This window comes from Bacillus pumilus (assembly GCF_009937765.1).
Lineage (GTDB): Bacteria > Bacillota > Bacilli > Bacillales > Bacillaceae > Bacillus > Bacillus pumilus_O.
Window position 1 is genome coordinate 3,113,298 of sequence record NZ_CP047089.1, and the last position, 25,031, is coordinate 3,138,328.

Sequence of the window (25,031 nt, forward strand, 5' to 3'; positions counted from 1 at the left end):
CATATTCACCTCTTCTTTCTTCAAGTGTTACCAGGAAGAGGATCATTTTATACACTGGCTATTCACGGTTTGCCCATCTCATGATTTCACCGGTCTGCCCATCCAGCACGAGTTCCCGTTCATCTGATAAACCATCTTTTGTTTTCACACTAACTAACATGCTGATACGATTTTTCTTTTGATCACATGTCACCTGCTTTAATGTCACTCGGCCTTCTTCAGTGTCAATAGGGGTATGCTGCTTTTCACACAAATGATGTAATGTACGGACAGCTTCACTCACCCCCACCCGGAAAAGCTGCTGTTTTTTATAAAACGAAATCGTCAGCTCTACACTTCTCAGCTCTTTTTGAAACCCAATCGTCATCGCCCCTAGGATCAAAAGAAAAAATAGAATCACAGCCAGTACTTGCGGATAAATAAATCCTCCTTCCCTTTTCACAATGTAGGAACCACTCCTTTATATATGAAAAAAACGGCTTCATACACCTTACCAGATTCATCTGTAACTTTAAGAATAGCCCTATACTGATTAGTCCTCACGCGACATTCTTTGACCTTTTGTAATAAAGGAAGATGGCCTGCCTGATCCATTCTCTTTCGAAGCATCTCTTGATATGGCTCAATCGTTACGACTCGCCCTTTATCAGATACATATTCTAACGCTTTACCTCCTTGCACCGATCGAATAGCCGTTGCTCGGCTTAATTCTTCATCTAATTGCAGGACAGTCTGTTTCCACTCCATTTGTGAGAATCGGTTCATCTCTTCAAAAGGATGAGCTTTCGAAGCTGTTGAAAAGAGCAGGACACAGCCAAAAGAAAGGAACAAAAATAGCTGCAATTGCCATAGAGCCTGGACAAGCGTAAAACCTTGTTCACCGTTCATCAGTCTGGTGAAAGCATATGGTCTGCTTTTTGTGTAAGTTGTATGATACACATCCCTTCTCTTTATCCCAATTGAATACATATGTGATGTCGCCTCGCTTCTTTTTGACAGAAGATTTTGTACCATCTATGAACGATTCATTCATCTGTTCATGCAAAATTTGGTAAGCTTCAAGTTTGGCTCTTACTTCCTTTTTCCCTATCATGATTTTTTCATAGGCTGGCATAAGCACAATGGCTGCAAATAGGAAGATATGACAAGCAAACAGCGTTTCAATCGTACTAAACCCTCTATTGCTTTTGAACATGGATTCGCCCGCTTCCTAAATATATCGTGAGCTTATACGTTTGGCTGCCAAATTGAATGATAAGAGACCCGCCGCTGCTCGGATGTCCGTTAACATTAAAATAGATACCTTGTGGAAATGTAGAAGCCTTAATGCTTCCTTTTTGATGCTGAAAAGAAGCAATGACTTCACCATCCTTTTGATCGATTACTTGATACGATACATGTGGCAGATGGAATTCCACATACACACGTGTTTTTTTAACAAATGCAGTATAAGCAGCCAATTGAAAATCCTGTTTCATGATGTTCACTTGTCTTTTCGCTTCAGCGCCTTCTATTACATTTGGGATTTTCACTCCTATGATCAACATTAGAATCGATAAAACCAGTAAGATCATTAGCTGTTCTATGAGGGTAAAACCCTTCTCATGAAAAATTAATTTATTCATGCTTCACATGGCCGTTTTGAATGACAATCGCTTTTCCATTAGGACACGTTAATCCCTTTTTGACATAGCCTTCTTTTTCTAATTCAGCTAAAGATGGTGTTCTGCCATCGTGCTCTAATTCATATGCCATCACCTGTGTGCTCACCATTGATTTAAGCCCTTCACAGCCCTTTGCTTGAATCGTTTGATGATGACGAGTGATATTCGGAATGGTAATAAGTAAAAGAATTGAAATCACAAGCATGACAATTAACATTTCTAACAGAGTAAATCCTTTATCATTCATGGCTTTGTCCTCCTTCTTACACTTGTTCCATCAGTTGATACATTGGTAAAAGAATAGATAAATACACAATGAGTATTAGAATTGCCGTCAGACCATAGATAACCGGCTGCAGCCACGACACCCATTTTTCAATTTTTAGCTCTGCATTCTCTAATAGAAATTGGCTGTACGTGTACATTTCTCTTGCAAGCATTCCGCTCGCTTCACCATGCTCGATGACAGCTGCAAAATGTTTTTCAAAAAATGGAGAAATGCTCACTTGATATGCCATGCTCTCTCCTTTTCTTAACTCTTCAATCATCTGTACTGATATTTCTTGAAGAAAGGGTAAGTAGCTTTGCTGCTTAAAAGCTAGCAAGCTCTCGTACATCGATAATCCAGCCTGAAGCAGTCCGCTTAACTGTAGAGAGAAAAGGTACGTATGCATGAGCCGCATTCCTTTATATAAAAAAGGAAATCTGTTGAGTACTCTCAGCTTCTCAAGGGTGGATTTTTTCCTAAAAAAGAACGTATAGTATCCAGTCAGACAAATACACGCACAGCCGATGAGAAGGAGAGATACATGCAGCAATTGGAAAAGTCCAAACATACCTTGAATCAACCATGACATTCGGGTATCCATCGAGGAGTACAAGAGAGAAAATTGAGGAATGATCATTTGCTGAACAAGAATGAGCACGATCAAAACCGTAAAGATGAGGAAAATTGGGTAACGTAACATGCGTTTAAACATGTCTGTCTGTTTGATTTTTTTCTCTAAAAACCGTGCGCTTTGTTCAAGTGCTGTTGCTAGACTGCCATGCTTTTCGGAGAAACTTAAAATGGCGATGACTTCCCGCTGAAATTGGAGTTTTTCTAGCACAATATAAAAAGGCTCCCCTTCGAGCAACCACTGAATGCCCGGTGTTAATTGTTGCTGTTGTTTATTCGACAACTGAATATTCACCATTGTTAATGCCTCAATCAATGTATATCCAGCCTGAATCAATTGAGAAAGTTTTGATAGACATTCCGCTTGACCCTTTTTAGACCACGCTTTAGAGGCTTGCTTCTTCATAAACCCAGCGATGATAGGTGTTTTTCGATAAATAGCCAAGTGCCACTCCTTTACGAATTAATCTTTGCAGTGTTTCATATGACGAGTGAGCATATTCTCCTTTTGCCTCCTTGATACACTCACCAAGCTCTTTTCCGAACAGCAGTTCAAATACATTTGTTCGTCTGACCGGTCGATTTAATTTACAGTAAAGCTGACATGTTTCTCCGCAAAAAGGACAGGTGAGATCAATTAATCGCTGCGCAGCAATCGCCACCATTGTTTGTTCAAGTTCATTCATTGTGACACCAAATTCAAGCATACGATAAAGGGCTCCTTTTGCATTTTTCGCATGGAGTGTACTCATCACTAAATGGCCTGTCAGCGCTGCTCTAATTGCCGTTCGGGCCGTTTCAGCATCTCTTATTTCTCCTAGCACAATCATATCTGGATCATGTCTTAAAATAGCGCGTAATCCTGCGGCATATGTGATGCCGGCTTTTTCATTTACTTGAACCTGTAACACTTCTTCATTTCTTGTTTCTACTGGATCTTCAAGTGTAATAATATTTCGATTGAAATTCTTTTTTGCAAACTGGATCAATGAATAGAGGGTTGTTGTTTTCCCTGAATTGGTTGGACCGGTAAATAAAATCAGCCCATGCGAATGATTCAAAAACGATAATAATCTGGTGGAGGCTTTCGGAAATAGTGACAGATGCTTTATTTTCGGAACATGATCCTGTGGCAATATTCTAATCACTAAACTCTCATCATTTACAGTTGGTAAGGTAGACATTCGAATAAACACCTGGCCGCTTCTTAGCATCACAGTTAATGACCCATTTTGCGGTCTCCTTTTTTCCCCGATATCCATAGAAGATAAAAATTTAAAATGAGCAATGAGCCGCTCGCCGGTTTTTTTATCAATGGTTCGCTGCTGGATTAAATCTGAGTCTACGCGGAAAGATACCGACGCTTCCTTTTCCTTTGGAACAATGTGCACATCAGATGCTCTCATGCGGCATGCTTCTTCTAGCAGCTCTTGTCCTAAATATTCAATCCCATACAAATGGTTCACTCCCTTCTCTGACCATATTGTAAGTCGGAGGAATCTGTCTGACAAAAGTGCAATTTTACTTTTTAACGCCTAATCAAACGAAAAAATCATCAGCTTGCGATGGAAAACGTGATTTTTTAAAAAAGTGCATATAAAAAAACCTGACTTTTAGGAACTGACCCCCGTTTTTGAGACAGGGATCAAAACACCTTTATAAAACAGCCAGTTGCCGAAACTCTTTTGGTGACTGGTTGTTTAATTTCAATTGAATTCGGATATTGTTATAATAATCAATATTTCTTTTACACTAATCGGATAACTAACTCTTTTTCCCATACAAAAAACACCTCCAAATTGTTTTCAGATATGCTATACCCGATTTTCAATTTAAAGGTGTTTTTATTTGTCTCACTTTATGGGGTCAGTCCCTTACAAGTACAGGTTTTTTGATCATGTTGCTTCTTGTTGCTGCTCTTCAAAGATACGAAATCCTCTTTTTTCTAACGCTTTTGCAAGGCTGTGTTCAGTATTTACTTTTGAGAAATCAATGCCGAGTTTCACTACAGTTTGAGCGATCTCTGGGCGAATCCCTGATATAATCGTCTCAATTCCAAGTAACTTCGCGCTATCCACCACTTTAAACAGCTGATAAGCAACCATCGTATCAACGACCGGTACACCAGATATATCAATAAATAAATGCGTTAGACGAAGTCTTGAAGCCTGTTCTAGCACGGATTCCAGAATGATTTTGGCCCGGTACGTATCGATTTCTCCGATCAGTGGCAAAATCCCGATTTCCTTTGATACTGGAATAACAGGAGCACTCAGCTCTTGAATCATCTCTCTTTGTGCATTCAGCTGACTAAGGGTCACGCGGTCATATTCTTCTGATAAACGCTCAATCATATCATCAAATGTGGCGTGAAAGTGCTGATTCCACTGACACACGTCTTGCAAGGTCACTTCAAGCTCTGTTTCTTGGGTGAATGTCTCGATTCTCGAACAGAAAATGTGGCGGAAGATCTTAAATTGTCCAATGATTTCATATAACGGCACCTCGTGCACTGCTCGATCACGGGCGATATCAACAGACCACTTTTTCAAATGGTTTTCTACTTTATCTGACAGCGTCACAAGTGTTGCTGCAATGGTTTGAATAAATGCTGTGTTCTGTTCCTTCAGCTTCTTTTCCGTTTCCTCTGAGGCATGCTTAGAATATAATGAGCCTTCTTCTGTTCTTGTCTTTAGCCATTCTTCGGTCATGACAGGGGCTTCTTTTAGGATAAATTCATATAATTGCTTAGATTTTTCATTCTTCATTTACTTCTTCCGCTCCTTTTTCACTTAAAACTCGTGACATACAACTTTTATGTATAAATGACCGTAGATGGTGAACAATATCATTACACATTTGATATTGGGCTATAGCCAAGTGGTAAGGCAATGGACTTTGACTCCGTGATCGTTGGTTCGACCCCAGCTAGCCCAGTCAGCACAAAAACGAAGACGGCTGAACAATGTTTCAGCTGATCTTCGTTTTTATTAGGAAACTGATTGATGAATCGCTTTCTTTTTTGATAATTTCATGAGTTCTCCGGGATTATACCCTACTACCAATTTATTTCCATCAATGATAATTGGTCTTCGAAGCAGTTTTGGTTTTTCAATGAGAAGTTGAAGAACCTCGTTTACTTTTAAATCATTAATATTTAAATTTAAGCTTTTAAAAGCCTGGCTTCGTGTGGCTAAAATTTCATCCATTCCTTCTGTTGTTAAAGAAAGGATCTTTTTTAATTCTTCTAGGGTTGGCGTTTCTCTGAAAAGGTGACGCTCTTTAAAATCAATTTGATTCGCCTTTAGCCAATGTTTTGTTTTACGGCAAGACGTGCAGCTCGGGTATGAATAAAAAGTAATGTCACTCATTAGTCTTCCTCCTTAGGTCGTTAACCTTTTCTCTTATGGAGTAAGTACCCTCATGTATTTCAGCATAAACACGTTTTGATCACTTTTTCAAAAAAATTTTTTCTACTTGTAAAATAAATGTTCACACGTTGTCAAAAATGTAAATGTTTACATAACAAGTGGTGATCAGCTATAATATGAATCAAAGGGGTTTTTTTAAGGGGAGGGAAAGAAATGAATCGCATGTTCCGCGTGCTTGGCTTTTGGACGGGTATTTTTGCTGTCATGTTCTATTTAGGGCATATGAAAGATGCATCGTTGCTGTTCTTCGGTCAAACCGTTCTTTTTGTATTTTTATCCTACTTGAATTTATCCGAAAGAATGTATATTTACATTTTCGGAGCGTACTTGACGATTTTCTTTGCCGGATTTACATATTATTCGATTTTCATCATGGTTCCCGGTACCGGACATTAATTGAAAAAAAAGCATCTCTATCAAAAGAGATGCTTTTTTTCATACATTTAAAGAGAAAAACCATTGATAAATGGATTTTGTTCCTGCTCCGTGAGTACAGTCGTTTCACCGCCATGTCCACTTAAAACAAGAGTTGATTCTGGTAATGACAATAATTTGTTATGAATTGATTGAAGCAGCACTTCTTGACTGCCCTCTACTAAATCTGTTCTCCCGATGCCGCCTTCAAATAGCGTGTCACCAGAAATCACAAATCCTTCTTCCGCCGAATAGTAAGATACACTGCCTGGCGAATGCCCAGGAGTGTGGAACATCTCTAATGTAAACGATCCAATTTGAAGAGTTCCTTCTGACGTAATTAATTTTTCAGCTTCTTTAACCGTTATTCCATTCCCAATCAATCGAGCTGAACCGTTTAATTCAGCGTTCGTGAGCCATTCTTTTTCATTCTCGTGTACATAGAGTGGCACTCCCCACTCTGCGCGCACCTCATCTGCGGCACCGATATGATCAAAATGAGCATGTGTCAGTAAGACAGCAAGCGGTGTGAGCTGTTTCTCTTTTACATAGGAAATCAGCTTTTGTGCTTCACCGCCTGGATCAAAGATTAAGCATTCTCCGTTCTCATTTTTCCAAATATACGCATTCGCTTGTACATAGCCTAGTGGCATTCTTCTCCAATTCATTTTCATCACCTACTTTATTCATTCTTTTTTATTATGAAGGCTACACAATAAAAATTCAAACAATCGTCAACTGGAATCTACTCGACAAGCTTTATGAAAACGGTTAAAATGAAAAGAAAGGAAATCAAGGGGATTGATGACAAAGGGGGACTTTCACATGATGCTCGTCATTATTTTTGGTCTAGTCACGATTTTAGCTGCACTCGGGATCTATCGTTCACTTAAAAAAGTGAATGTACTTGCAATCGCTTTTGCTGGCGCAACATTTTTGGTTTTTGGCTGGTTTACTGTCATGACCATCATCTATAGCGGTTATCCAACTGCACATTAAAAGCCTGCTATTTGCAGGCTTTTTAAATGATTGACAAAGGGCTAAAATGGTTTTTATTTTAGCCCTTTGTCTTCTTTTCAGCGTGATATGAAAACCTTTGCAGTCTAGAAAGGGCGAGTACCGAAGCGGAGCGAATTTGACATTCGTGAGCATCGGAGCGCAGACCTGACAAAGAATGCGAGGGTTTATCTACATGCTGAAAGCCTGCATAGAGCAGGCTTTTTTTATTGATTCAAATGCTTATTCACGCTTTCTATTTTGCTTGTAAGCGTTGTGGTTTGATCCCGCCTGTCATCTATGCGAATATTGGTCGCTACGCGGTGCAATCCCTTTTCAAAAGGTGCTTCATGAATGCGCTGAATGACTTCAAATAAAACGGATAGCTCACCTTCAATTAACGTATTCATTGGTGTTAATTGATAATTGATTTTCCCTTCTTTTTGAAAACCTTCTAAAATTCTTTGTACATCTGCTACATAAGCACTGACACTTGGTGTTTCAGTGCCAATTGGAATGATCGTGACATCTGCTATGGCCATGTTTATTGCCCCTTTCCATTGAATTCCTCATGTTTTCTCGTCCTCATTGTAACCTATTCACAATCCATCAAGCCACGCTCACGTTGCATTTAAAGAAGGTTTGTCTCGTTCTATCGTCAAATCCGACCTCTTTACCTTCCCAATCTTTGTGAATAGCAGCAGGCATATCCCTGACACAGCTTCAATGATGCCGCCAGCCGCTATAACGTAGCCTGACCCAAATTGTGTTGCCATATAACCGCCAATGAGAGCGCCTAATGGGATCATGAAGAAGGAAATCATATTGATAATTGCATACACTTGCGGCTGATCCTCTGCTTTTACAGACAATTGAATCATTGTATGTTCAGGCACGTTGACTGCACTGATGGCGGCACCTAATGCAAAGGCTGATATAAATACAAGTGGTAAAAATGCGTTCATGCCTGTGATAAAGAACGAAATTCCGTCAACAATCCCGGCACCTATAAACAGCAGCCCATACCGATTCACTTTTACCTTTGTCAAAACAAACCCCATCAAGAATGCACCTAGTGCCGTTGTGACTTTAATCAATGAATAGATCACGGGTCCACTGTGTAAATCCTCTGTTAAATAAATAACAGACAATGCTTCCCATGGTGCGGCAGCAAAGTTCGAACAAACACAAAAAATCGCCAATGGAAACAAAATATGATGCTTTCTCACAAGTGAAAATCCTCGAATCAATCTTTTTCCGTATGATAGCCCTTTTTTGGCTTGATCGATGATGATTTCTGTTTCATATGTAATGATGACTACGAGTAAAGCGGATAAGAGATAAAGAGGAATGATCACGAGCATTGTATATCCTACTCCTACAAACGCAATCATGACCCCACAAACCGTAACCGTCACAAGCCTGACTACATGACTTGCTGATTGGATGGTTGCATTCGCTTTTTGTATGAGGTCCTCATGGACAAGCTTTGGAATAATGGATACAGAGGCCGGTTCGTAGGAGCCACCAGTTGCCGAATGAAGCAGCATACAGCCAATAACAAGTGCTAGTGGCGTAAAACCATAAAAGTAACTGATGACGATCACAAGAATGATTGCTCCTCTAGTTAAATCAGCAAAACACATCCAAAATTTCAGTTGATGCGGCTTCATCATTGGGGTAATTAGCGGCCCAACAATAGCTTGCGGAACAAAGCTAACCGCAATAAAAAAGGCTGTTCCAATTGCCCCTTTTCCGCCTAGTACTAAAAGCCACAAGATGGTGTTGAAAGATAAACTATCAGCTGTTATTTTGCACATTTTAGACATAAATAAGTAAGAGAAATTCCTTTTCCACAGGCTTTGAGCACTCAATAATCGACATCTCCCTAAAAACATATCCTTTTTTTTACATCCACACCTTTCACAATAGCTCACAAGGTGGCCTTCGTCAATTACCCTATCATTATTTTTATTGACAATAAGAAATTGCTTCATGTTCAAATGTAAAAAAGCACCTGACAGGTGCTTTTTTAACACTTACATGCTTCCCATAACAATCGCTTTGTTTTCTCATAAATGGTGTCGAATTGATTCATGGAAAGAGGATTTTTTCCTAAGCCAAGCTCGACTGTATAGCCCTCATTGTGACATTGATAAATAAACCAATCGCGATAGCCTGCATAGCTATCAAGATATTGAACTGGTTTATAGCCGCTTACTTGCTCGAATCGTTTGACCGTTTCTTTTGAGATGGCTGGTTCATGACCAAGAAAGCCCCAGTATATCTCCTCTCCTTGTGTATGGAGAGCAACAAGCCGGTCAAAGCGTTTTCGTAACGCTAGATTTGCCATCGCTTTCGCTTCTGGCTCTGTTAGCGGCTTATATCCAGGAAAACCTCGATTAGACGGAGCCTTCGTCTCATGACGGTAGTATTCGATCTCCCAATAAGCAGGAAATTGATTGTTCAAATCCACCCCTCTTATATTTGCTTTCCATTCTTGGTAATCAGCATATCTTCCAAGTAGCGGTGTAAATTCTTCACTGCTGAGACCTAGTGACTCTGGACCATTCCGTACGAGGTCCACACCATCTGGATTGACCATGGGTACGATGGAGAGAGCCGTGGTTCGCAGAATATGAATCGCTTCATGATGTCTTGCTTGCACCGGGTCAGATGCAGCTAAACAAAGCGATTTCAGCCATTTTATTAAAACTGACGTCGTGATCCACTCATTTGCATGAAAAGAGGCATTCAAATGAATAGAATGTAAATGCTGAACAGGCTCTGTTCGGATTTCATATATAGGTGTATCAAGCACTGAATGACCTATGACACTAATTTGAAGAAAAGGAAATGCGGCTTTCAACCGGCTTAGCTCTTCTTCTAATTGAGCACTATCATATTCAAAGGTTCCATTGATCCAATCATCCGATTGCTGCAGCCTGTAAGGCGCAATAAATTTCTGCAGCTCACCTATGGAAGAAAATGAATGGATGCCTTCCGGAAGTCGATATCCTGGTAAAAGGAGATACTCAGTGCTTATTTGATTGGATAAATGGAAAGCCGCATTCCCTATCCCTAGCTGCTTTGCCACATGATCCTTTTCCTCTTCATCCAGCTGCCATTCAATTTTCCCAAACGACGTTGTCTTCATTTACATCCCTCCTCCCATACTATATGAACTGGCAGACAAAAAAAGAAAACCTCTGCATGTAAAAATAACAGAGGTTTTCTCATATGTTAGGACGCCTTTTTCAGCTTCGTTTCATCTTCTTTTTTGGATGGAGAATGGTCCGGGTTGTTCCGGTCATAAAATCTAAGGAGATCCCCGTAGATAATCTGATCAGAGAATTGGAGCTCTTGCTTTGCCTTCTCTTCATAAGATTGACAAACAGTCTCATCATCTCTTGGCTCACCCGTTTTTTTATTGTAGCAAACACCATCTGTGAAAACACTGTCCTTCGTAATAAAGCTGCCATCACGAAGCACCGTTAAATCATTCTTATCTTTTGATAAAAGATCATGACCAAATTGAATTTGTTTACTTGTATCGACTCCTAAAAGATTGAGTATAGTTGGACGAATATCAATTTGTCCGCCTACCGTATCAATTTCTTTTGGATGTTGATCTGTGATCCCTGGAATGTGTACAACAAACGGGACTTTTTGAAGCTGTACTTCTTCAAATGGCGTAATCTCTTTATTTAAAAATTGTCCCATTGCTTCGTTATGGTTTTCTGAAATTCCATAGTGATCCCCATATAAAACAAAGATGGAGTTTTCGTACAAACCTGTTTCCTTCATTTTTTCAAAGAAAATCTTCAGCGCCTCATCTTGATATCGAACTGTCGGAAAGAACTTGTTTAACGTTTTGCTCTTAGAATCATATTCATCAATAAGCTTATCTTCTTCATCTAAATCAAATGGAAAGTGATTCGTTAATGTAATCAATCTCGTATAGAAAGGCTGCGGGATCGATTTCATCAATTCCGCTGACTGTTCAAAGAATGGACCATCTTTCAAGCCCCAGCCAACTGAGTTCTCTTCATTCACATCAAATGATTTAATATCAAAAAACTTGTCGTAGCCAAAGCTATCGTAGATGAGGTCACGGTTCCAGAAACTTTTGTTATTCGCATGAATAACAGAAGAATGGTACCCTTCATCCTTTAACAGCTCAGGTGTCGCTGTATATTCATTACTTGGGTTTGTGAAGAACACAGCCCCTCTTCCAAGTGGGTAGAGAGAGTTATCAACAATAAACTCCGAGTCTGATGTTTTTCCTTGACCTGTTTGATGATAGAAATTAGTAAAGTTGTAGCTTTTCTTGATTAGTTTGTTTAGAAATGGGGTAATTTCTTTCCCATTTAATTTTTCATTGACCACAAAGCTCTGAGTAGACTCAAGTGAGACAAGGATGACATTTCGTCCTTTAGCTTGACCAAACGTCTTTTCATTACGATCAGTTTGATTTGCGCTTACATAGTTTTCTATTTCCGTTAAGCTATTGCTGTCAGCAAGGGCTCGTTGAGCAGATTGCTTCGATTGCAACACGCCATCATAAATATGGAAATTATATAAGCTAATATTTTTCACCAACATCTCACGGTCAAATGAGCGGGTGAGCAGTTCCGGTCTTTCTGTTTCAGCCAAACCTAGGTTAAAGAAGAAAGTGGCTGCCACAAATAAATAATACGCTGCTCGTTCTTTTCGTGAAATGGTGATATCCGTTCTAAAGGAAGGCTGTTTTTTATAGAGCCACATTAAAATGATGATATCCACGAACATCAATAAATCGACTGGTTCAATTAAAGAGGTAATACTTGACCCGAGGTCACCCATATTGTTTGTTTGAAATAGGACGGGGATGGTTAGAAAATCACTATAGAATCGATAAAACACAATGTTAGCTAACAAAATGAATGTCAAAATAAAGCTCATGACGATGATATATCGATTGCGATTTTTTTCTTTCATAAATAAACCGATACCGAAGATAAACAAGAGAAAGCTAAGCGGGTTAATAAACAGGATAAACTCCTGCATGAAATTTTCTATTTTAATATTGAAGCTAGATTTATAGATAACATAGGTTTTGACCCACATGAGCAAAGTCGCAATCAGTAAAAATGAAATCGCCTTTAATCTTTTCTTTCGCATTGTAACCTCCTTATGCTAAGCGAGCACTCAAGCTAGGGATACACCCTAATTATTGGTGCTTCTTCAAAAATAACTAAACTATATCTTATCCTGTATGTGCTGGAAAATCAATGTCTTTTTCCTCATGACAAACTTATGAATATGCTAAACATTTCATTTCATGCCCATCTATCGCTTTTTTTAATGAAAATGACATCATGATGACTTTTTTGTTTAAGACAACCATTTGTTTTTTGCCATCCATGCACCGCCAATGACACCTGCATCGTTTCCGAGAGAGGCAATCACGACTTCGACATCATCAGCGCAAGGCGGAAAAGCGTGATGCTTAACAACACGCTCTACTTTACTGCGAAGAAGCTCACCTGCTTTTGAAACACCGCCGCCAATCACAATTTTTGTTGGGTTTAACGCACTGGCAAGATTCGCTAAGACAAGACCAAGATGAGTCGTCACTTCTTCTACGACACGCATGGCAAGGTCATCTCCACTTTCAGCTGCCTGAAACACATCCTTTGCAGTCAGTGACGTGACTGTACGAAGTGAAGAGGTATGCTGCTCTGTGACTAATTGATCCTTTGCAAGCCGAACGATGCCAGTCGCAGATGCAATGGTTTCAATACAGCCCGTTCTTCCGCAGTTACACGGTGCTCCTTGGAATGGGACGGCACAAATATGGCCAATTTCTCCTCCAGCCCCTGTCTCACCTTGAACCACTTCACCATTTACAATAATGCCGCCGCCAACACCTGTACCAAGTGTGACCATCAGGATGTTTTTTGCGCCATCTCCTGCACCCTTCCACATTTCACCGAGCGCAGCAATATTCGCATCATTTTCGATGACAGATGGAAGTCCTGTCTCTGCCTCTAGGTGATCTTTGAGTGGATAGTTTGTCCAGCCTAGATTCGTTGTTTTATAGACAATCCCAGATACTTTATCTACAGGTCCAGGTGCACCCATTCCAATCCCAATCAGTGCTGATTTGGGCATACTGATTTCGGCCAATTTGTGGTCTATTGATTTGGCAATATCGACTGTGATCGTCTGCCCTGATTTATCCGTAGGAATCTCCCACTTATGCTGAATTTCACCATATAGATTAATGAACGCAAGCTTAATTGTCGTACCGCCAAGATCAACTCCTACAAACCAATCCCCTATCATATGCCCTCCACCTTCACATTGTTTTTCGATTTAATTTGGCTAGTTCCATTTGAAGAATCGTCATTGCGTTTGACCATTCGGTCCGGTCAATAATGCCCGATGTATACATTTCCTTTAGTTCATCTGCCATAAATTCTAATTCCACTTCACGATCTCCGAAATACACATAATTTCCAAATCTCATGAGTAGCTGCTGTACATCATATAACGTTTTCATTGTTTCCACCATTTCTTCTCATCAACAGATAGGATAAGCGTATTCATAAATGCGCTTTCAGTCAAGTCATTCAATGTGTTTGCGTGTTTTCAATATATTGTTTCAGCTTTAACAATTGATCATTTTTTGGATCTTGGTCTAATCCTTTTTCTATTAGAGATTCTGCTTTCGCTGTCTCCCCTTTTTCTACGTACAACAACGATAAATGATACAGTTTATTTGGATCATCTGGATCTTTTTTAAGTGACCTTTGTAAAAAGCCAATCGCTTTGTCAAGGTGTCCGAGCTGCGCTTCCGATAGTGCATATATATGGAGAGCCTCGGCTGATGCATCTTTTTGATGTACATATTCCTCTAGACGCTTACTTGCTTCGCTATAGTTCTTATCGTCAAATAGACTTGCTGCCTCATTTACTGCCGCTGCTTCCTTTTGATCGTCTGAATGAAACCCTGTATACAATCCAAAACCACCAATCAGCAGTAGTACAATACTAGCAAGAAACATCTTGACAGGCTGCACCTGTTTAGGGAGACGGACAGCTAAAGCAGCTAAAAAACCGCCAACCAGACCGCCAAGGTGCCCCGCGTTATCAATACCTGATACGGTAAAGCCGATTCCTAAATTGATGAGGATAATCACAATAATATTTGTCCCCATCGTCCGAAAGAAGAGCTTGCGGTTAGAGATTGCCAAATATAATAGTGCACCTAAGCATCCAAAGATCGCACCTGATGCACCGGCTGCGATGGCGGTATTAAAGACAAAACTCGCAATTGAACCGAAAATGCCGGAAATGAAATAGATAAGCAAAAATCTCCATGAGCCATAAATTCTCTCCACAGCCGCTCCTACAGACCAAAGAGCAAATGTATTAAAGAGTAAGTGTGTCAAGCCAATGTGCAAAAACATTGGTGTCATCAGGCGCCACCATTCTCCCTCTAAGATCAGCCCATTACTTTTAGCACCAAACGCTGTTAAAGTTGCCGTATTGGTACTTCCGCCGAATAGTTCAAGTAAAAGAAACATCACCACTTGAACAGCGATGAGCAGGTAGGTGAAAATCGGTCTGCCATTTTGAAAAACGGCCCGTTCTCGTTCACGCTGCTTTTCCTGATCATCAAATGCTTGAAGTACGTTCACTTTAAGCTGGATGACATCTTCGGCTGCGTCTCTTTTTGCCTCTTCTACATCCACTGTGAGCGATGTATTGAGCCATTTTTGCAGCTCGTTCACGTCGTGTTGAAGAGTATCTGCATTCAGTAATACAGGTGTAACGGTCACCTTTTGATGTTTTTGCGGCTGACCGTTTAGGTCCTCCCAATCATCTACAGGGTGGTCAGCTGTAAATTGGAGCTGTAAGAGATGAAGAGACCGTTTACGCATGGCCTCTCTCAGTTGATTCATCCGATACGTCTGCTCTTCAATATCTCGAACGATCTCCTGTCTAAAATTCACATCTTTTCTATATAGACGGATAAGATCATATCCTGAGTTTCGTGGTGCTTCGAAAAATATTTCATCTTCTGGATACGGACTTTGAACCATCTCGTACCCTTTTTGTCTTAATTCATCAACAACTCGCCAAAATAAACTATCTATGACATTCATTCATTCGCGCTCCATTTTTTACATTATTATAACAAGAATCGTTCTAATCCGCATTTCTGAACAAAAAAATCCCGGCGTTTGCGGGATTAGAATGCTTGGCGAATAAATTTCGTCCGAAAATATGGGATTTTCATCAGCCACTTAATAAAAAAGTGACGCACTTGGTTTTGACCTAAGATCAAATTCATGAGCCGATAACGATTTTGCACAAGAACGAATGCAAACAGTGTGAACACAATGCTCCAAATCATTTTATTCATCATATTCCCTCCTATGTTCGTATCGTGGCTTAAATAGGATTTGTTTATGCATGAACCATTATTTTTATCGCTGACAATGCTTTCTGCTTTTACAATCTAATCCCTCGTTCTTTTGATTGAATGTAATAGACCTCTTCACACTCTGATGATGGTCGATTAAATCCTTGAACGTATGAGGCAGCTTACAATTTCGATGAAACACAAAAAAGCCCGTTCTTTGGACAATGAGCGGACTTTTACCTTTGATAGAACGTGCCTTTTTCACTGACCATCATAGATACCGGTATGTCGTGTGCTTCTGAGGGCACATGCTTGATTTGCTGTAAAGACAAACAGAGGGCAATCGTTACTCCGTGATAGTCCGCTAAGTAGCGATCATAATAGCCGCCACCAAATCCAATCCGGTAACCACGTTGATCGAAGCACACCCCAGGGACAATGATCAAATCGATGGCTTCTTTATGTACAACTGTAGACTCAAGAGGATCGGGCTCCAATAGTCCAAAGTAGCTGGATGTCATCTTTGTTGCGGGTGTATATTCATAAAAGGTCATCTCTTTTGTTTTCGGAAAGCAGGTAGGGATACATACTGTTTTTCCTTCTTCCCACGCTTTTTTAATCAGAGGCAATGTCGGAATCTCTTTTCCTCTAGACATTGTCAAAGCAATCGTTTTTGCCTGTTTCCATGCTGGCAGCTGCAATAAGTGCTCATGAAGTAAAGCGGTACTGCGCTCAAATTCTTCCGCGCTTATCTGATCAAGCTTGGCTAATGTTTGAAGGCGAAGCTCCTTTTTCATACAGATCATCTCCCATCATAAAAAAACAGCAGGAAAATTCCCTGCTGCTTACTTTGTTTCACGATGTACAGTTTGTTTTTTATCACGTGAGCAATACTTTTTGAATTCAACGCGATCTGGATTGTTTCGCTTATTCTTTTTAGTAATATAGTTACGCTCACCGCATTCAGTGCAAGCTAGAGTAATATTTACGCGCATATTTTTCCCTCCAAACTAAAATCAATTCACATTCAGACCTAACTATAATACCACTTCTAGCTTAGGAATGCTAGAATGTTTTTTCACCAATTTCATTTTGAGTGCATTCACTGATATATCGCATGGTTATGTCATGAAAAATCATCTTCTCCCCTATAAAACCTGATCCTTTGTCGTACTGTATACATGAGACCCCTCTTCTCCCCGCCGCTTTCATTTATTTTGACAGCGAAGCAAGGTTTTCATACCCGTTTTACATATAAAAAGAAAAAAGATGAAAAAAAGGTGATTTTCTTCAGCAATTCCTTTTGAAACTAGCTTTTTTATGGTATAAAAAAGAAGGGTCGAAAACTGTCTGAAACAATCTTGAAAGCCTTTTATGGCTTTCAGCATTAAAATATGAATAAAAGGTGATGAAACATGGAAATTGCAATTATCGGATTGCTTGTTGTCAGTATTGTACTGATCGCATTCTCATATTTTCAAAGAGAGCCGATTAAAGAAGTCGAGCAGGAACTTGAAACACTTCAACTATCTGCAATGCAAGAAATCTATAAACTGAAAAAGAAAATGAAAGTGCTTGAAGAAGAATTACTTGAAACAAACATCGTCGTTCGCAAACATTCTGAAATTGATCCTTCCATTGCAAGACAGATCATTTCAAAGCATCAAAATGGCATGTCTCCTGAAGCCATTGCGCGCGCTGAGCATGTATCTGTAGAAGATGTCAATATGATCATTAAAGACAACGAGAGGGTGCTTGTATGACGAAAAAAAGCATCCAAACGTTTGCAGCAGGTATGATTCTTGCAACTGGGGTTCTGGCGATCGTTTTTTTCCTCACTGGAAAAGACGAGGCAGTAGCTGATACAACAACAAAAGAAACCCTCGCACAGAAAGTAACAGACAAAGACGTGAAAAACTATTTAGACTCCAAAAAAGAAGTCACTGTCAGCCGCGAAACGTACCAGCAGCTTCTTGACTATAAGGAAAAAGCGCTGAAGGCAAATGAAGACGGCGATTCTAAGAATGATCAACAAAAAGAGGACAAACCTAAAGGCAAATCAATCAAATTTGTGATTAAAAACGGTATGAGTACAAGTGATGTTTCAGACATGCTTGAAAAGGACGGCATCATCAACTCGTCTAAAGATTTCAATGATTACGTGATTGACGCCGGTTACCATAAAGAAATTCGTGCAGGCAAATTCAATTTAAAAACAGGAATGACGTTTAAACAGATCGTCAAAGCCTTAACAAAATAACAACAAAACCCCCTGGCGGCACTGGCCTCCAGGGGGTTTTTCTTATCCAAATCGACCAGATATATAATCATTCGTTCTTTGATCGTTTGGCTCAGAAAACATCACATTCGTATCATTGACTTCAACAAGCTCCCCCATTAAGAAGAAGGCCGTTCGGTCTGATACCCGAGCCGCTTGCTGCATGTTATGCGTCACAATGGCAATCGTATATTTCTCTTTCAATTTCATAATCAATTCTTCAATCTTTAATGTTGAAACAGGATCAAGTGCTGATGTTGGTTCATCCATTAATAAAATGTCTGGGCTTGTAGCAATGGCTCTTGCGATACAAAGACGCTGCTGCTGACCACCAGAAAGGCCAAGAGCGGGAGCACTTAATCGATCTTTCACTTCATCCCATAGGGCAACATCTCGAAGCGCTTTTTCCGCGATTTCTTTCAATTGCTGCTTGCTCTTAACTCCATGAATTCTTGGTCCGTATACGACATTATCAAAAATTGACTGAGGGAATGGATTCCCTTTTTGAAACACCATACCGACATTTTTACGCAGCTCGACTAAATCGACACGACCTTTTAAAATGTTGTCATCTTTATACATCATATCCCCGGTGATTTTCACACCTGGCACTGTTTTGACCATAAGATTTAACGTTTTAATAAACGTTGACTTTCCGCAGCCAGACGGGCCGATAATCGCTGTGACTTCATGCTCTCTAATCGCTAAGTCAATATGCTTCAATGCATGATGCTGTCCATACCAAAGGTTCATATCATTCACACGAAACACTTCTTTTTTTGCTGTTTCAGTTGCTACTGCATTCATCAAATCCACCCGCCTTATCCAAATCGACCATTGATATAGTCTTCTGTTTTTTGCTGCGCAGGACGTGTAAAGATACGTTCTGTGGCATCATATTCTACTAGATCTCCGTTTAAGAAAAAGGCCGTACGATCAGATACACGGAGCGCTTGCTGCATGTTGTGTGTCACAATGACGATTGAATAATCATTTTTCAATTCACCTAATAGCTCTTCAATTTTCGCATTTGAGATAGGGTCTAGGGCAGAAGCAGGTTCATCTAATAGCAAGACACTTGGTTTCATCGCAAGTGTACGGGCAATACAAAGACGCTGCTGCTGACCGCCTGACAATGACAAAGCGGATCGGTGCAAACGATCTTTGACCTCATCCCATAACGCCGCCTTTGTTAAGCTTTCTTCAACCGCATCATCAAGCACAGATTTTCTTTTTTCCCCAGCATACTTTAACGCATGGGTGATGTTATTGTAGATCGATTTAGGAAAAGGATTTGGTTTTTGGAAGACCATCCCGATTTCTCTTCTTAAATTCACGACATTAATACGGTCATCCAAAATATTTAATCCTTCGTACATGATCGCCCCTTCACTTTTCGCACCTGGAATTAAATCGTTCATCCGGTTAATGCTACGTAAAAAGGTAGACTTCCCGCAGCCGGATGGGCCGATTAATGCGGTGATCGCATTCTTCTCAATCTCAAATGAAATGTGATTGACCGCTCTTTTTTCACCATAATAAATGCTTAAATCCTGCACCTGTAAAATCTGTTCCGCTTGAAGTGGAGCCTTTTTCGCTGCAATCTCTTTTTTTTCTGCTAGCATTTGAACCATATCCCCTTCACACCTCTCTCACATTATTTTGACGTAAGCTTTTTATGAATAAATGAACCAAGCCATCTAGCTGCTAAGTTGAACAATAAGACTGAAAGCACAAGTACAGCTGATGCACCATTTGCAATGGCCTCTGCATCTGGAATGATTCCTTGTGTATTGACGTTCCATATATGAACGGCTAATGTTTCTGCCGGTCTAAATACATTCAGCGGTGACGTATCAGAAAAAGGACTCCAGTTTGTGAAATCAAGGCGCGGTGTAGAGAGACCTGCTGTAAAAAGAAGGGCTGCCGCCTCACCAAAGACTCTTCCTGATGCTAAAATCGCACCAGTGATAATAGATGGAAGCGCACCTGGAATAAGGACTGTTTTGACTGTGTGCCACTTCGTTACACCAAGCGCAAGAGATGCTTCCTTTTGATCCTTCGGTACTGAGCGCAGCGCATCTTCTGTGACCCTGACCATCACCGGCAGGTTAAACACAGTGAGTGCAAGAGCTCCCCCAATGATCGTATAGCCCCAGCCTGTTAAATTCACAAACATGAGTAAACCAAACATACCAATGACGATAGATGGAAGCGAAGACAGCACTTCAATACATGTACGAATAAAATCTGTGACTTTGTTTTGAGGCGCGTACTCTGCCATATACACGCCACCGCCGACGCCAAGCGGTACTGTAATCAGCATCGTAATAAACAAAATATAAAACGAGTTAAAGAGCTGATCCCTGATACCGCCGCCAGAGCCAATCGCACTTGAGCGGGTTGTTAAAAAGTCGAAATTTAATTCTTTTGCACCGTTGAAAATGATATAAGAAAACAAACCAACGAGAATCGCCGTAATAATGGCTGCACATAATCCAAATATAAATGTGGCAAAACGATCGGTCATTTTGCTATTCATTAAATCTTCCTCCTAGACGACAAGTATCTGATAATGAGTATGAACATAAATGATACAACTAGAAGGACAAGCCCCATTGACCAAAGTGTATTATTCTCAACACTTCCATACGTTGTGTGACCCATGTTTAACGTAATAATGGTTGTTAATGTACCAGCTGTATCCATAATGCTCTCTGGTAAATTACGCGTGTTTCCAATGACCATCTGTACAGCAAGGGCTTCGCCGAATGCTCTAGCCATGCCAAGAACGACCGCTGTCATTAATGTTGGCAGAGCTGCTGGTACAAGCACACGTCTAATCGTTTGCCATCTTGTTGCACCTAATGCGTACGATCCCTCACGTAAACTTTTTGGTAGTGAACCCATTGCATCAGTCGCAATAGATGTAACGGTTGGCAGAATCATAATAGACAGGACAATCGTTCCTGCTAGCACGCTATGCCCTGACCCGCTTGACTTGAAGTGACCGATAAACGGCACTAATACTGTAAGACCTATGAATCCGTAAACAACGGATGGAATCCCTACAAGCAATTCGATGACTGGCTGGAGGATTTTACGTCCCCAAGCAGGTGCAATTTCTGTCATAAAGATTGCGCCTGCAATGCCTAGTGGCGCTGCAATAAGTGCCGATAGGAGCGTGACGGCAATTGATCCGAAAATAAAAGGAAATGCGCCGTACTGCGGGTTTTCTGCTGTTGGGTTCCAATTGATACTGGTTAAGAACTCAATTGGGCTTACACCATTTACGATGAAAGATTGTAAACCCTTAATACCAAGGAAGATGGTGATGGCGATCGATACAGCGATCATTAAGAATGCGCAGAATCTCACCAAAATACTTCCTCTTACTTCATCCATTTGCCTATTTTTCTTCGAGCGAATCAGTCGATCGCTCGCTTCTGTATGTTCTATCTGCTTCATCTTTTTCTACACTCCTATGAATGTCATAAAAGGAAAAGTGAAAAGCTCCACTTTTCCTTCATCAGCAATTCAAGACCTATTACTTATCTGTTTGTTTGCCTGTTGCGTCTCTTTCTACTTTCATATTAGAAACTGAGATGTAGCCTTGATCTTTGACGATTTCTTTTTGTACTTCATCACTCATGAGGTAATCTAAGAATTGTTTTGCTAGACCATCCGGCTCACCTTTTGTATAAGAATGCTCGTAAGCCCAAATTGTATATTTACCGCTTTCTACATTGCTTTCTTCCGGTTTCACACCATCAATGCTAAGCGGTGTAATTTTGTCATCTGTTAAATAAGAGAATGCTAGGTATCCAATCGCACCTGGTGTTTCTGCAATCAATTTTTTCACTGTGTTTGAAGAATCTTCTGTGATTCCTTCTGCAGGTGTTGCACCATCAAGTGCATACTTCACAAATGTTGCACGAGTTCCTGAAGAGTCAGGTCTGTTCACAAGAGTGATTTTTTGGTCTTTCCCGCCAAGCTCTTTCCAGTTTTTGATTTTACCAGTGAAGATTTTTTTCAATTCGTCCTTTGAGATGTCTTTGACACCCACTTCAGGGTTTACAGCTGCAGCCATTCCAACAACTGCTACTTTGTGGTCTGTTAAAGCTTTTGCGTCGATCCCGTCTTTCTCTTCTGCGAATACATCTGAGTTACCAATTTGTACAGATCCTTCTGACACTTGAGAAAGCCCTGTTCCTGAACCGCCGGCTTGTACTTGAATATCGGCTTTTGGATGTTTATCCATGAATTTTTCTGCTGCCGCAAGAACTAAAGGCTGCATCGCAGATGATCCTGAGATGGTAATGGAACCTGATGCCTCATCTTTGTTTGAAGCATTTCCTTTACTGTCTTTTGAATCTCCGCTTGAGCTGCTGTTTCCGCATGCTGTAACGAATGCTAACAATGCGATTGTAAGGAAAGTAAGCAGCCATAATTTGTTCTTTTTCATTTCAAGAATACCCCCTGAATAATTTGTCCTACGAGTTATACATTAAAGGTTCTTTATTAATTTCGTTTAAATGGAATGTTAAGGTTTTGTAAATGTCGAAGTTTTGTAGAGATCTTGCGATGTTTTTTATGTATTTTGTCAATTTATCTCGGAATTTTTGAAGAAAACGTAAAAAAACGCCCACAAAAAGTGAGCGTTTTTACCTAGAAAAGGTCTAGTCATTTGTTTCTGCTTCATTTTCAATTTTATTTTTGTTCTTCGCTTGTGTATCATTGCTTTCCTGTTTTGATTTTAGCTCAAAGTATTTGTCTAATACTTGTTCACCGATATCATTTGTAATTGGATAGCGCTGATTGTAGTCCTGATACACCCATGGTACAACGACGGAAATGGCCACTTCTGGGTTATCAGCAGGCGCATACGCCACAAGTGTCGTGTTGTATGTTGGTGTGCCGCGTTTGCTTTTAATTGGGCCGTCATAGAATGATTGAGCGGTTCCTGTCTTGCCAGCTGGGTTATACTTTTTGTTGCCAAAGTTCGAGTAGGCTGTCCCTCTTGGGTTCTGCATGACAAGCTTGAACCCTTGCTGAACACGCTTGATCTGATCACTTGTCATGTCTAGTTTATTCAATACGTCTGGTTTGACGGATTCTGTTACAGCACCAATGCCGCGCTGCGGATCTGGCTCTCTCACTTCTTTCACAAGCTGCGGACGTAAACGATATCCGCCATTGGCAACCGTTGAAACGTATTGCGCCATTTGCAGCGGTGTAAACGTATCATACTGTCCAATTGCATAGTCAAGCAGGAGTCCAGATTGTGTAGACGTTCCTCGGTAGCCTGTCGCTTCGTTTGGCAGGTCAATTCCTGTTTTGACCCCAAGACCAAATTTACTGAAATTATAACGGAATGTATCAAAAGCTTTCGGATCGATTGGGAGCGGTTGGTTCTTACGATACTCCCCTTTTCCAACAGCAATCGCTGTTTTAAACATATACACGTTAGATGAACGCTCAAGTGCCGTTAAATCATTAATGAGTCCCATATTTTGATAGGATTTCTTAGGTGGTGACTGCGCGATGTACAGAGGTTCATCGTACTGGGTACTTCCAATATGAATCACACCTGTTTTATAGCCAGTCAGTACAGTGGCTCCTTTTACGGCTGAGCCCATCGCATAGGATGATGTCATTGTTCCTAATGCGTAGTCATCAAATTTGTATTTTCCGTTTTTGTTTGAAATCTGTTTCCCAGCAACGGAGAGAACTTCTCCATTTCTAGGGTCCATCATGACAACAAACGCACGATCAAGAAGCTCTGTCCCGCCTCTTTGTTTCGCACTTTTTAAGTTCTTTTCAATGATCTTTTCAACTGCCTTTTGTAGTTGAATATCAATGGTAAGCACAAGGTCTTTCCCGCTCTTTCCTTCTGTTAGCACTTTAGAGCTTGTTACATTGCCCTCTTTATCAGTTGTGCTCTGCTCTTTTTCCTTCTGTCCTTGCAGGACATCTTCATATTGATATTCTAAATAGCTTTTTCCTACACGATCATTTCGGCTGTAGCCGAGCGATAAATAATGTTCAAGTAGTGACTGCGGAAGTCCTTCATCACTTGAAGACACACTGCCGAGCATACTGCGGAGCAGTCCTTTATACGGATAGCTGCGTGACCAATCTGTTGTGACATCCACACCTGGCAACTCGTCCAAATGCTCAGAGACGTAAGCAATTTCGCTTGGCTTTACATCATCATTTTTAATGAATTGAGGCGTAAGTGCATACCCTGCATCCATTTGTCTTTTAATCGCAAGCACTTGTAAGTCTTTTTTCGTCAGTTGATTTAATTCCTTGTCCGTGATGCGTTTCAGCTGAAGCTCATATAATTTATCATCAGCGACCTTATCGTCACCCTTTAATTCTGATTCCTTTTGAACAAGCTTTTTCGCTTCGTTCGGATGCGTTAAAATCCAGAAATCTTTTTTGTCACGATCTGTGATTTTTTTCGTACTCACATGTATCATATCCGCTAATTTTGTAGCCACTTTGAGCCGCTCTTCTTGTGAAGTCGTCGAGGTTCTCGTATATGTAATGGCATTTAGCGCTTTATTGCTGACAATCGTATTATAATTTCGATCGTAAATTTTTCCGCGCGGAGCAGCTGAGCTGACATTTACATCCTCTTGTTTTTCTGCCTGCTTTTTATAATCTTCTCCATTGACAATTTGTACAAATCCGAGTCTTACAACAACACCAGTAAAAATAATAAACGCAGCTAAAAATAGTAAATTCAGCCGGAGTGGAAGTGTTTTGCGCCCTTCCTTCGCGTCTTTTTTGCTTTTCTTGTTTCTCATCACATCACCTTTTCTATCAAGAAAGAAATGGCACCCCTTTTTGTGTATAAAAGGTGCCATCATCATTTTAGCGGTTTTTCTATTATTTATCTAGAAATTTGATGTTCCATTGGTAAGAA

Annotated in this window: 30 protein-coding genes and 1 tRNA gene; 5 read left to right on the forward strand and 26 right to left on the reverse strand. The window is 40.3% G+C overall.

Features of this window, described 5'->3' with window-relative positions; genetic code table 11:
• Nucleotides 1-58: 58 nt before the first annotated feature.
• The 8 genes from GPS65_RS15420 to GPS65_RS15455 all read right to left on the reverse strand — a co-directional run bounded on the left by GPS65_RS15420 (nt 59) and on the right by GPS65_RS15455 (nt 5,330).
• Nucleotides 59-442 carry a competence type IV pilus minor pilin ComGG gene (locus GPS65_RS15420; RefSeq protein WP_012010561.1) on the reverse strand — a complete coding sequence of 128 codons (384 nt, stop codon included), beginning with the start codon at nt 440-442 and terminating at the stop codon, nt 59-61.
• Entirely contained in the window at nt 439-939 is a 501-nt protein-coding gene (gene comGF / locus GPS65_RS15425; RefSeq protein WP_162900856.1) for a competence type IV pilus minor pilin ComGF, read from the reverse strand. Before comGF ends, GPS65_RS15420 begins: the two co-directional genes overlap by 4 nt.
• Entirely contained in the window at nt 878-1,195 is a 318-nt protein-coding gene (comGE, locus tag GPS65_RS15430; RefSeq protein ID WP_119125109.1) for a competence type IV pilus minor pilin ComGE, read from the reverse strand. Before comGE ends, comGF begins: the two co-directional genes overlap by 62 nt.
• Entirely contained in the window at nt 1,179-1,625 is a 447-nt protein-coding gene (comGD, locus tag GPS65_RS15435; RefSeq protein WP_119125110.1) for a competence type IV pilus minor pilin ComGD, read from the reverse strand. The genes comGE and comGD overlap by 17 nt, the downstream gene beginning before the upstream one ends.
• Nucleotides 1,618-1,911 carry a competence type IV pilus major pilin ComGC gene (comGC, locus tag GPS65_RS15440; RefSeq protein ID WP_012010565.1) on the reverse strand — a complete coding sequence of 98 codons (294 nt, stop codon included), beginning with the start codon at nt 1,909-1,911 and terminating at the stop codon, nt 1,618-1,620. The genes comGD and comGC overlap by 8 nt, the downstream gene beginning before the upstream one ends.
• A gap of 16 nt (nt 1,912-1,927) precedes the next feature.
• Nucleotides 1,928-3,007, reverse strand: a complete 1,080-nt coding sequence (comGB, locus tag GPS65_RS15445) for a competence type IV pilus assembly protein ComGB (RefSeq protein ID WP_238389106.1) — start codon at nt 3,005-3,007, stop codon at nt 1,928-1,930.
• Entirely contained in the window at nt 2,949-4,019 is a 1,071-nt protein-coding gene (comGA, locus tag GPS65_RS15450; protein ID WP_119125111.1) for a competence type IV pilus ATPase ComGA, read from the reverse strand. The genes comGB and comGA overlap by 59 nt, the downstream gene beginning before the upstream one ends.
• A gap of 438 nt (nt 4,020-4,457) precedes the next feature.
• Nucleotides 4,458-5,330: an STAS domain-containing protein gene (locus tag GPS65_RS15455; protein WP_012010568.1), complete on the reverse strand. Its 873-nt coding sequence runs from the start codon at nt 5,328-5,330 to the stop codon at nt 4,458-4,460.
• Nucleotides 5,331-5,428: 98 nt separating this feature from the next.
• Between GPS65_RS15455 and GPS65_RS15460 the strand changes: the two genes are divergently transcribed.
• Nucleotides 5,429-5,499, forward strand: a tRNA-Gln gene (locus GPS65_RS15460).
• Nucleotides 5,500-5,552: 53 nt separating this feature from the next.
• On the opposite strand, the gene GPS65_RS15465 is transcribed toward GPS65_RS15460, so the two are convergent.
• On the reverse strand, nt 5,553-5,933 hold the full coding sequence (locus GPS65_RS15465) for a Spx/MgsR family RNA polymerase-binding regulatory protein (protein WP_003217382.1): 381 nt from the start codon (nt 5,931-5,933) through the stop codon (nt 5,553-5,555).
• A 213-nt stretch (nt 5,934-6,146) separates the two neighbouring features.
• On the opposite strand from GPS65_RS15465, the gene GPS65_RS15470 reads away from it, so the two are divergent.
• Complete coding sequence (locus GPS65_RS15470; protein ID WP_003217440.1) at nt 6,147-6,389, forward strand: DUF2626 domain-containing protein; 243 nt, start codon at nt 6,147-6,149, stop codon at nt 6,387-6,389.
• A 47-nt stretch (nt 6,390-6,436) separates the two neighbouring features.
• Here the strand turns inward: GPS65_RS15470 and GPS65_RS15475 are convergent, their stop codons facing one another.
• Nucleotides 6,437-7,075, reverse strand: a complete 639-nt coding sequence (locus GPS65_RS15475) for an MBL fold metallo-hydrolase (protein WP_119125113.1) — start codon at nt 7,073-7,075, stop codon at nt 6,437-6,439.
• A gap of 157 nt (nt 7,076-7,232) precedes the next feature.
• Between GPS65_RS15475 and GPS65_RS15480 the strand changes: the two genes are divergently transcribed.
• Entirely contained in the window at nt 7,233-7,406 is a 174-nt protein-coding gene (locus tag GPS65_RS15480) for a DUF2759 domain-containing protein (RefSeq protein ID WP_003217333.1), read from the forward strand.
• Nucleotides 7,407-7,630: 224 nt separating this feature from the next.
• On the opposite strand, the gene GPS65_RS15485 is transcribed toward GPS65_RS15480, so the two are convergent.
• The 10 genes from GPS65_RS15485 to rpmG all read right to left on the reverse strand — a co-directional run bounded on the left by GPS65_RS15485 (nt 7,631) and on the right by rpmG (nt 16,814).
• The gene (locus GPS65_RS15485; protein ID WP_034662003.1) at nt 7,631-7,945 is read right to left on the reverse strand and encodes an MTH1187 family thiamine-binding protein; all 315 of its coding nucleotides are present in this window, start codon (nt 7,943-7,945) and stop codon (nt 7,631-7,633) included.
• A gap of 78 nt (nt 7,946-8,023) precedes the next feature.
• Nucleotides 8,024-9,277 carry an MFS transporter gene (locus GPS65_RS15490; RefSeq protein WP_144481937.1) on the reverse strand — a complete coding sequence of 418 codons (1,254 nt, stop codon included), beginning with the start codon at nt 9,275-9,277 and terminating at the stop codon, nt 8,024-8,026.
• A gap of 158 nt (nt 9,278-9,435) precedes the next feature.
• Nucleotides 9,436-10,560: a M14 family metallopeptidase gene (locus tag GPS65_RS15495; RefSeq protein WP_119125114.1), complete on the reverse strand. Its 1,125-nt coding sequence runs from the start codon at nt 10,558-10,560 to the stop codon at nt 9,436-9,438.
• A gap of 86 nt (nt 10,561-10,646) precedes the next feature.
• A complete protein-coding gene (locus tag GPS65_RS15500; protein WP_119125115.1) occupies nt 10,647-12,566 on the reverse strand; it encodes an LTA synthase family protein in 1,920 nt (639 codons plus the stop codon).
• A gap of 213 nt (nt 12,567-12,779) precedes the next feature.
• Nucleotides 12,780-13,733: an ROK family glucokinase gene (locus GPS65_RS15505; RefSeq protein ID WP_119125116.1), complete on the reverse strand. Its 954-nt coding sequence runs from the start codon at nt 13,731-13,733 to the stop codon at nt 12,780-12,782.
• Between the two features lie 13 nt (nt 13,734-13,746).
• Nucleotides 13,747-13,950: a YqgQ family protein gene (locus GPS65_RS15510; protein ID WP_008342322.1), complete on the reverse strand. Its 204-nt coding sequence runs from the start codon at nt 13,948-13,950 to the stop codon at nt 13,747-13,749.
• A gap of 70 nt (nt 13,951-14,020) precedes the next feature.
• Nucleotides 14,021-15,559 (reverse strand): rhomboid family protein, encoded by a 1,539-nt coding sequence (locus tag GPS65_RS15515; RefSeq protein WP_119125117.1) that lies wholly within the window; start codon nt 15,557-15,559, stop codon nt 14,021-14,023.
• 86 nt (nt 15,560-15,645) lie between these two features.
• Nucleotides 15,646-15,819, reverse strand: coding sequence for a hypothetical protein (locus tag GPS65_RS15520; RefSeq protein ID WP_017367602.1), 174 nt, complete (start codon nt 15,817-15,819; stop codon nt 15,646-15,648).
• A 236-nt stretch (nt 15,820-16,055) separates the two neighbouring features.
• Nucleotides 16,056-16,616: a 5-formyltetrahydrofolate cyclo-ligase gene (locus GPS65_RS15525; RefSeq protein ID WP_088000378.1), complete on the reverse strand. Its 561-nt coding sequence runs from the start codon at nt 16,614-16,616 to the stop codon at nt 16,056-16,058.
• Between the two features lie 48 nt (nt 16,617-16,664).
• Nucleotides 16,665-16,814 (reverse strand): 50S ribosomal protein L33, encoded by a 150-nt coding sequence (rpmG, locus tag GPS65_RS15530; protein ID WP_012010579.1) that lies wholly within the window; start codon nt 16,812-16,814, stop codon nt 16,665-16,667.
• A gap of 420 nt (nt 16,815-17,234) precedes the next feature.
• On the opposite strand from rpmG, the gene GPS65_RS15535 reads away from it, so the two are divergent.
• Entirely contained in the window at nt 17,235-17,582 is a 348-nt protein-coding gene (locus GPS65_RS15535; protein ID WP_003217285.1) for a hypothetical protein, read from the forward strand.
• On the forward strand, nt 17,579-18,079 hold the full coding sequence (locus GPS65_RS15540; protein ID WP_119125118.1) for an endolytic transglycosylase MltG: 501 nt from the start codon (nt 17,579-17,581) through the stop codon (nt 18,077-18,079). Before GPS65_RS15535 ends, GPS65_RS15540 begins: the two co-directional genes overlap by 4 nt.
• A 42-nt stretch (nt 18,080-18,121) precedes the next feature.
• On the opposite strand, the gene pstB (GPS65_RS15545) is transcribed toward GPS65_RS15540, so the two are convergent.
• The 6 genes from pstB (GPS65_RS15545) to GPS65_RS15570 all read right to left on the reverse strand — a co-directional run bounded on the left by pstB (GPS65_RS15545) (nt 18,122) and on the right by GPS65_RS15570 (nt 24,912).
• The gene (gene pstB / locus GPS65_RS15545) at nt 18,122-18,904 is read right to left on the reverse strand and encodes a phosphate ABC transporter ATP-binding protein PstB (protein WP_034661307.1); all 783 of its coding nucleotides are present in this window, start codon (nt 18,902-18,904) and stop codon (nt 18,122-18,124) included.
• 14 nt (nt 18,905-18,918) lie between these two features.
• Nucleotides 18,919-19,731 carry a phosphate ABC transporter ATP-binding protein PstB gene (gene pstB / locus GPS65_RS15550; protein WP_119125119.1) on the reverse strand — a complete coding sequence of 271 codons (813 nt, stop codon included), beginning with the start codon at nt 19,729-19,731 and terminating at the stop codon, nt 18,919-18,921.
• A 23-nt stretch (nt 19,732-19,754) separates the two neighbouring features.
• On the reverse strand, nt 19,755-20,639 hold the full coding sequence (gene pstA / locus GPS65_RS15555; protein WP_003217489.1) for a phosphate ABC transporter permease PstA: 885 nt from the start codon (nt 20,637-20,639) through the stop codon (nt 19,755-19,757).
• Nucleotides 20,639-21,565: a phosphate ABC transporter permease subunit PstC gene (pstC, locus tag GPS65_RS15560; protein WP_012010583.1), complete on the reverse strand. Its 927-nt coding sequence runs from the start codon at nt 21,563-21,565 to the stop codon at nt 20,639-20,641. Before pstC ends, pstA begins: the two co-directional genes overlap by 1 nt.
• Nucleotides 21,566-21,644: 79 nt before the next feature.
• The gene (locus GPS65_RS15565) at nt 21,645-22,562 is read right to left on the reverse strand and encodes a phosphate ABC transporter substrate-binding protein (protein WP_012010584.1); all 918 of its coding nucleotides are present in this window, start codon (nt 22,560-22,562) and stop codon (nt 21,645-21,647) included.
• Between the two features lie 214 nt (nt 22,563-22,776).
• Nucleotides 22,777-24,912, reverse strand: coding sequence for a peptidoglycan D,D-transpeptidase FtsI family protein (locus tag GPS65_RS15570; protein ID WP_144481938.1), 2,136 nt, complete (start codon nt 24,910-24,912; stop codon nt 22,777-22,779).
• Nucleotides 24,913-25,031: the final 119 nt, after the last annotated feature.